The organism is Streptomyces dysideae, assembly GCF_001514305.1.
In the GTDB taxonomy this organism is placed as follows: domain Bacteria; phylum Actinomycetota; class Actinomycetes; order Streptomycetales; family Streptomycetaceae; genus Streptomyces; species Streptomyces dysideae.
Genome location: NZ_KQ949130.1, coordinates 41,044 through 47,650 on the forward strand (window position 1 = coordinate 41,044; position 6,607 = coordinate 47,650).

At 67.6% G+C, this 6,607-nt stretch carries 7 protein-coding genes; 1 reads left to right on the top strand and 6 read right to left on the bottom strand.

Annotation, left to right across the window (positions count from 1 at the left end; all coding sequences use genetic code 11):
• Positions 1-83: 83 nt before the first annotated feature.
• The 6 genes from AQJ91_RS45395 to AQJ91_RS45420 form a co-directional block, all read right to left on the bottom strand.
• Positions 84-1,178 carry a hypothetical protein gene (locus AQJ91_RS45395; protein ID WP_067035245.1) on the bottom strand — a complete coding sequence of 365 codons (1,095 nt, stop codon included), beginning with the start codon at positions 1,176-1,178 and terminating at the stop codon, positions 84-86.
• A gap of 341 nt (positions 1,179-1,519) precedes the next feature.
• A complete protein-coding gene (locus tag AQJ91_RS45400; RefSeq protein WP_067035249.1) occupies positions 1,520-2,050 on the bottom strand; it encodes a type VII secretion target in 531 nt (176 codons plus the stop codon).
• Between the two features lie 20 nt (positions 2,051-2,070).
• On the bottom strand, positions 2,071-2,541 hold the full coding sequence (locus tag AQJ91_RS45405) for a hypothetical protein (RefSeq protein WP_067035252.1): 471 nt from the start codon (positions 2,539-2,541) through the stop codon (positions 2,071-2,073).
• Positions 2,542-2,599: 58 nt separating this feature from the next.
• Complete coding sequence (locus AQJ91_RS45410) at positions 2,600-4,261, bottom strand: alpha/beta hydrolase (RefSeq protein ID WP_067035255.1); 1,662 nt, start codon at positions 4,259-4,261, stop codon at positions 2,600-2,602.
• A gap of 516 nt (positions 4,262-4,777) precedes the next feature.
• A complete protein-coding gene (locus tag AQJ91_RS45415) occupies positions 4,778-4,984 on the bottom strand; it encodes a DUF397 domain-containing protein (protein WP_067035258.1) in 207 nt (68 codons plus the stop codon).
• A gap of 4 nt (positions 4,985-4,988) precedes the next feature.
• Positions 4,989-5,840 carry a helix-turn-helix domain-containing protein gene (locus AQJ91_RS45420; protein WP_067035260.1) on the bottom strand — a complete coding sequence of 284 codons (852 nt, stop codon included), beginning with the start codon at positions 5,838-5,840 and terminating at the stop codon, positions 4,989-4,991.
• A gap of 232 nt (positions 5,841-6,072) precedes the next feature.
• On the opposite strand from AQJ91_RS45420, the gene AQJ91_RS45425 reads away from it, so the two are divergent.
• Complete coding sequence (locus AQJ91_RS45425; RefSeq protein ID WP_067035264.1) at positions 6,073-6,480, top strand: ATP-binding protein; 408 nt, start codon at positions 6,073-6,075, stop codon at positions 6,478-6,480.
• The last annotated feature ends 127 nt before the right edge of the window (positions 6,481-6,607 follow it).

The following is a 6,607-nucleotide window of genomic DNA, read 5'->3' on the forward strand; positions in this document are numbered from 1 at the left end:
CGAGCTCATGCAGGGGCGCCGGCGAAGCCCTTCCGAGAGGCGGAAGGACCCAGTAGGGGGCGCCAAGGCGGGCTCAGCAGACTTCAGTAGCCGACGCCTTGGGGCTGTGCCCGCAACGCGCCCAGGACCCACGGCACGTGATCGCGGCCGACTGCGATCAGCACTTCGCGGTCGCCGTCCCGGCATTCCACAAACAGCGGCCGGACGAGGCCGGTCGCCCGCGGGGCCAGCGCCACACTGGCGTGCAGACGGACGAAGGCCAGGGACGCGGGCAGGGGAATACGCCCCGCCAGGCCGCGCGGGTCGGGCGTGGCCGTCAGCCCGGCCGGGCCGACGACGAGGTGGTCACAGTCCTCGCGGCTGTAGGGGACCTCGCCGATGACCCGGGCGGGCAGCAGCATCTCGGTCACCGGGACGCCCACCCCGACGGAGGCCAGCAGCGCGGCAGCCCGCCGCTCCGCCTTGGCCTGCTCCCCCCGCCAGCGCAGGGCGGCGATCAGCACCGCGCCGACCGCGGCAACTCCCGCGGCGGCGGCCCCGACAGCGAGAGTCGGCGACGCCGCCACCGCGACCCCGGCGACGATGGCGTAGAGCATGGCTGTCACGAACGGGACCGAGGTGTGCCACCGCCCGGCGGACTCGATGCTGCGGCCAGCATGCCGCAGCCGGCGCACCCAGTAGGCCATCCACAACACCGATCCTCCCAGAGGTGTCATGGACACGGCCACCAGCATGAGGGGCAGATACGACCCTACGGGGTACGCGGTGGTGGTGAGCAGTTCGTCGTCGCGCGTGGCGATCTCGCGTATCTCGTGGCGCCAGGCGGTGACCGTGACCGGCTCCCCCTGCTCGACCTTCTTCTGGTTGGAGATCCCGGACTGCAGCCGCACCCGCTGTTGGGAACCGTCTGCAAAACCGAGAATGAGGTAGTACTTCCTGGTCTTGTCCACGCCGGTGATGTCCTTGCCGAGGACGGTGGCATTCCGCCGGCTGAGGCAGTCACCCGGTGCCTCCGGTGGCGTCCCCACGGGGCATTGTGGGGCGGCGGTGTACGCTCGCTCGTCCGCCAGCGCCGACGGCATCATGACGGCAGGCGCCCCCACACCGGCGATCATCAGCGGCAGCCCCAGCAGCACCAACTGCCAAGGCTTGATCACCTTCTTGCGGTACATCGGCATGACCGGTCCCCCGTTCCCCCCTGCTGGCCACCCCATCGGTGATCCACAGGCATTGTGCACCAGCCGACCTGCCGCGCATGCCGCGCCGGTGGCAATGGCGACGACGTCAACACGCGCCCAGGAGGAACCCCCTGGCGGTCCCGGCACGGGCGATGTCGACCCGCGGCCCGGCGCCGACAGGGGTGTCACCTCATGGTGCCGGACAGGGCGAGCACGCCGAGAGACCATCGGGCCGCTTACAGCTCGACCTTGGACATCGTGTCACCACACGTCCGCCGGTCCGCACAGCCTCCGGGTGCGTGTGCCGCGCAGGTCCGTGACAGTCAGGCCGGAGTGGCGACTCAGCCGAAGTCGCTCGTGCCGGGCGTGGGACGGGTGCCGATAATCTCGTCGTACGTCGGCATATTCGTGCCGTACGAGGCGCGCGGGTCCGGTGCTCCGGCGCCGGATGGCCGGCCGCCGGGGCCGAAGCCCGGGGCGCTGCCCGGGTGCCCGACGGGGTGGCGCCCGCCCCCGCTCGGACGCAGCACCGCGGGCATCTCACCGGGGGTGACCTGTGTCGCGGTGTCCGTGCCGGTCTTCTCGAAGTCCTGGGAGACCCGCTCGTCGTTCCACTCATGACCGTCTGCCGACGACCTGAGGTTGTCGCCGCCGGCTTGGATGCGGGCGTGCAGACCGTTGAGCGCGGGCTTCCAGCTGGTGGCGATCTCCGTCAGGGCGGGCCCGATCGACCAACCGGTGAGTGAACCGCCCGCGGTCCCGGCCTCCTTGACCGCCTTGTCGGCGGGGCCCTTCATGGTTCGGGCTATGTCGTCGCAGGCTCCGGCTGAGGCGCGTAGCTCGGCCGGGGCGACGTCGGTGCGCTGGGACACGTCCGGTTCCTCTCAGGCGTTCAGAACTGCTGCTGCTTGGCGCCGGGCGGGAGCATGCAGGGGGTGCGTATGGCGAAGGAGAGGGCTTGTGGCTCCGTCTTGCCGGAGCCGACGGTGTCGGCCGAGACCATATAGGAGTTCTTCTTGTTGCGAGCACTGAAGATCATCGACGTGTAGGCGTTCTTGAACTCCCGGTATGAGGTGACCTCGTACCCCTGCTGAGCTAGCTCCCGGCGGAGCGTCCGCGCGACGCGGGTGTGTTCCGTGACGAGGGCCGGGGAGTTGACGTAGTAGAAGAGGCTGTACCGACCGTCCTCGGCGACCTCGTCGTTCTCCCCGATGCATGCCTCGAAGTGCACCTTGGCCGTCGACGGGGTGAGCTCGACGTCGGTGAGCCGGGCCATGTACGCGGTGTAGTCCTTGGCCCATTTCAGCGCGGCGTCCTTTTCCATGCGGGGCAGCGGGGCGTTCGGGTCGTCACCTTGAGACATACAGCCTCCAGTCAAGAGCAGGGCCGCGAAAACAGCCAATACCGTGCGGAGAAGGGGATTACAGGCCGGGGACGATGTCGGCCCCCGGCGGCATGTCGCTGCCCTCCTTCGGCACCTCCGCAGGCTGCTTGCCCGCGATGACCGCTCCCTGGTGCCTGAGAGAATCGCTGCCCGTGTCCCAATAGCCACTGTGGCCGTGGGTGTCGACCCCGAAATTGTTGCCACCGAAGCCTCCAAGCATCGGGTTGCGGCCGAGGGTGAGGTCGGAGGCGTGGTTGATGACGGCATCGTCCTCCGCCCCGCCGATCCAGACGTGTTCCGGATCCATCTGCAGATCCTGCGCTCTGTCCACGGTCATCCCCGGACTACCGACCACCACGACGTCGTCCGCCCCCAGACCGGAGCCTCCTGAGGCGGCGGCACCGACCACCGTGGAGCCGTAACTGTGCCCCATGACGGTGGTGTGGCTCGGCGACCCGTCGTGCGAGGCGTGCGTGCCTGCCACGAACTGACGCAGGTCCGGCGCGGCATCCTCGGCCCGCCCGGTCCCGCCGACGCTGTTGAAGTCGGTCATGGAAGCCTCGGGGGCGTCGTAGCCGAGCCAGGTGATCATCGCCACGCTCTCGCCTTTGGACTGCTGCTCCGCCGCCGACTGCAGCTTGCCGATGCGCTCGATCTGACCGGGTACGGCGTCCATGTTCGTGTTGGTGCCCGGCACCAGGATCCCGGTATGCGCGGCGGTGTCCGGGTTGCCCATGGCGATGATCGCCCGCCCGTCGTCCTTGGAGTCGTAACCGAGGAGGTACAGCTCCTTGCCCTTCGGTGCGCTGTCCCGGGCTTCGAGCTTGTCGTTGAGCAACTGGAGGTTGTTCAGGCGCCTGTTGACCGTCTCAAGGCTCTCGCCCGGGAACCCTTCGTCGTAGTTGCCCTCCTGGAGCAGATTGAGCTCCTGGGCGAGGGCCGTCCGATTGGCATCGTCGCGTACGTCCGTCGGCAGACCGTCGGTCGCGCCGATCTCCTTCGGATAGAGCGTGGTGTAGGTCTGACGCTCCTCGGGACTGAGGGCCTTCCACCACTCGGCAGCGGCCTTGGGATCGTCCTCAGGGATCTGCGGGGGCTGCTCACCCAGAGCCTTCATGGCGTTCTTGACGTCCTGGGCGGATTCCGCTGCCGCGTCATGGCTGAACGGGTCGGTGAGGATGTCGCCGTTCAGCTCCGCCAGGGCCTTCGCGCCGTCGTTGCTCGCCTTGTGCGCGGCGGTCAGGGCCTCGTCGATGGCCGCGCGGTGCTCCGCGCGCAGGGCGCTGCGGTCCGCGATGATCACGCGCGCGTCGGGGTCCTGGCGTGGCAGGTCCGTGGTCGTCGGGTCGCTGACCCAGCCGTCGCCGTCGACCTCAAAGTGGTCCTGCTCCGCACGCCGCACCGCGTTGCGGAGGTCCGTCTGGGCCTGCTCCATCCAGAACCTGGTGGATTCCAGGACGGAGGCGATGGCCATGGCCTCCGTCTCGACCACACCGATCCGCGATTCGACGTCCTCCAGATAGAAGAGCGCCGCGTCGGCGTCGTCGCCCGTCCAGGATTGGTGCAGTGGCCCGGTGACCTGCCGACGGTGGCGGTCGGTGAGGGAATCCATGGTCGTCGACAGCTGACGCCATGCCTTGGCCGCGGCTTCCAGGTCGGAGAAGTCCTGCTTCATCAGCCGGGAGAAATCAGAAGCCATGCCGGCTCCTGCTCGACCAGCCCGAGCACCCTTCAGGGCACGAAAAGTCCACCCAAGTGGACATAAGGCAACCCCCGTTGCTCCTGCTCACTCATGAGTTCGAGGCGATCACCCTAGCTGACGCGCCCCTGTCACGGACAAGCCCCGTCTTCCGTGCATGAACAGAGGCCGGGAGTGGGGCGGCGGGAGACCCAGTCGATGCGCGCGCGGACCGTAACCGATCTGGGCCTGGGGTTTCCGCACCTGGTGCAGGCGGCGTGGATCCACCGGCGACGCCGCGACATCAAGACGGGCAAGGTCTCACGCCAGATCATCTACACGATCACGGACATGGTGGCGCGCGACGCATCAGCCCTGGGGCACCGGGCAACTGGCGTGCTCGGAACAGGACATCGAGGCCGTGACCGTGCACCACGTGCGGGATGTGACGTTCACCGAGGACGCGTCGAGAATCCGCGCCGGGCACGGGCCGACGAACATGGCGACGCGACGGTGGGGAGCCTGGCCATCAACAGGCTACGGGCCTTCGATGCGACCAGTGTCGGATTTGAGGGTGCTGATGAATGCCGTGAAGGTGTCGGCAGGGAAGGAGAGCGTGCCCTGGGCCGGGTCCTTCGAGTCGCGTATCGCGACTCGGGTGCGCAGGTTCGCTATCTCCACGCAGGCGTCGCCCTGGCCGCCGCCCGAGAAGGACGACTTCTGCCAGGTGTCGGGGGTGGTCATGTCCTTACAGCTCCTTCGCCAGCCGGTGGATGAAGTCACGCGACCGATCGAGGTCGAGCGACACCGCTTCTACCCTACGGAAGAGCGTTCGATAGCGGCTGAGTTGGGCTTCGGCATCGATGAACACAGGGCCGTTGAGCCCGTCTCGCACCACGGTGTCCAGTTTGGAGACGGGACCGCCCGCGTACACCATGGTGCTCCCAGCCCCTCCGAAGCCCTCCAGTTCGAAGGGGATAACGCGCACGGTGACGTGGTCGGCTTCGGAAAGCTCCAGGATGCGGGCAAGCTGAGCCCGTGTCGCGGCACGGTCGCCAGCCCTGATACGCAACGCCGCCTCATGAATCAGGGTTGCGTACGGGATCGGTTCAGGGCGCTCGATGATGACTTTGCGCTTCATGCGGTGTTCCACCCAGCGCTCCACCTCGCCCTCCGAGAACTCCGGGTTTACGTAAGAGAAGAGCGCTCGAGCGTAGTCCGCAGTCTGCAGAAGGCCCGGAATGTGCAGGAAGTCCACGTCCCACCGGTAACTGGCGTAGTGCTCCAGCTCGGACAGATCCAGAAACTGCGTTGGCAGGAGACCCCGGTAATCCTCCCACCAGCCACGCGTCCGGTCAGTCGCCATGGCTACCAGTGCTTCGATCAGCTCGGCATCCGAACAGGCATAATTGGCCGCAAGGCGGCGTAGCCGCTTCTCGCTTACACCTGCGAGGGCCGCCTCGATCTGGCTGATCTGCGGGGCGCTCACACCGAGCAGGGTTGCTGCCTCGCGAGTGGTGAGGCCTGCCGCGTCGCGGAGCCTGCGCAGTTCGACCGCCAGACGCATCTGACGTGCAGTCGCCTCGCTCCTCAACGCCATCTACCGCTCCTCTCAACGCGCCTGGAAGCGCTACTCGTTCGGGGCCAGATTACGCGACCGGCTTGCGAAACTTAAAAAGTTAAGTCTACCGTCGGTGACGCGACGCACACGCTGCGGAGTTCGGGACCTCCGGAAGCGCACCGCTCCGTCCTGCCATGACGGCTGCGGCACTGCCACCGCCCGCCCTGCCGCAGAGTTCGCCAACTTCCCTTCTTCCGACAGGAGTTTTGTCATGCCTGATAACGAACCCTGGGAGTACTCCCTGTACATCCCGAACGACCCGCGCGCCGTCACCGTCTGTCGCCGTACCGTTCGCCTGATCCTCACGATGCACGGCTTGATCAGCCTCGTCGACACCGCCGAGCTCCTCGCGACAGAGCTGGCCTCCAACGCCGTACGCCACACCAAAGGACCCGCCGCCCTGCGTCTGCGGTGGCGCGGCGGTGTGCTGCGCATCGGCGCCTGGGACGCTGACCCCGAGCCGCCCGAACCTCCATCGAAGCTGGGCGACTTGGTCGACGCGGAGGAGGGCCGCGGTCTCGCACTGGTCCGCGCCTGTGCCGACGTGTGGGGGTGGCAGCCGCTGACCAGGAACGGCAACCGGGGAAAATGCGTATGGTGCGAGCTCGTTGCCGCGTAGGTCGCACGGTCAGGATCGCAGCCAGGATGGCCATCCCCGCAGCGACTCCTACGATCTTGCCTATATGCGACTACGAGGCCGCTCAAAGGGCGTGAAGAGCGTTGTCAAGGACGTGATCGGCACCGAC

Excerpts from the sequence above, each read along its gene's own strand:
- AQJ91_RS45405 (WP_067035252.1), bottom strand. The coding sequence starts at position 2,541 with ATGTCTCAAGGTGACGACCCGAACGCCCCGCTGCCCCGCATGGAAAAG.
- AQJ91_RS45425 (WP_067035264.1), top strand. The coding sequence starts at position 6,073 with ATGCCTGATAACGAACCCTGGGAGTACTCCCTGTACATCCCGAACGAC.
- AQJ91_RS45410 (WP_067035255.1), bottom strand. The coding sequence starts at position 4,261 with ATGGCTTCTGATTTCTCCCGGCTGATGAAGCAGGACTTCTCCGACCTG.
- AQJ91_RS45420 (WP_067035260.1), bottom strand. The coding sequence starts at position 5,840 with ATGGCGTTGAGGAGCGAGGCGACTGCACGTCAGATGCGTCTGGCGGTC.
- AQJ91_RS45395 (WP_067035245.1), bottom strand. The coding sequence starts at position 1,178 with ATGCCGATGTACCGCAAGAAGGTGATCAAGCCTTGGCAGTTGGTGCTG.
- AQJ91_RS45415 (WP_067035258.1), bottom strand. The coding sequence starts at position 4,984 with ATGACCACCCCCGACACCTGGCAGAAGTCGTCCTTCTCGGGCGGCGGC.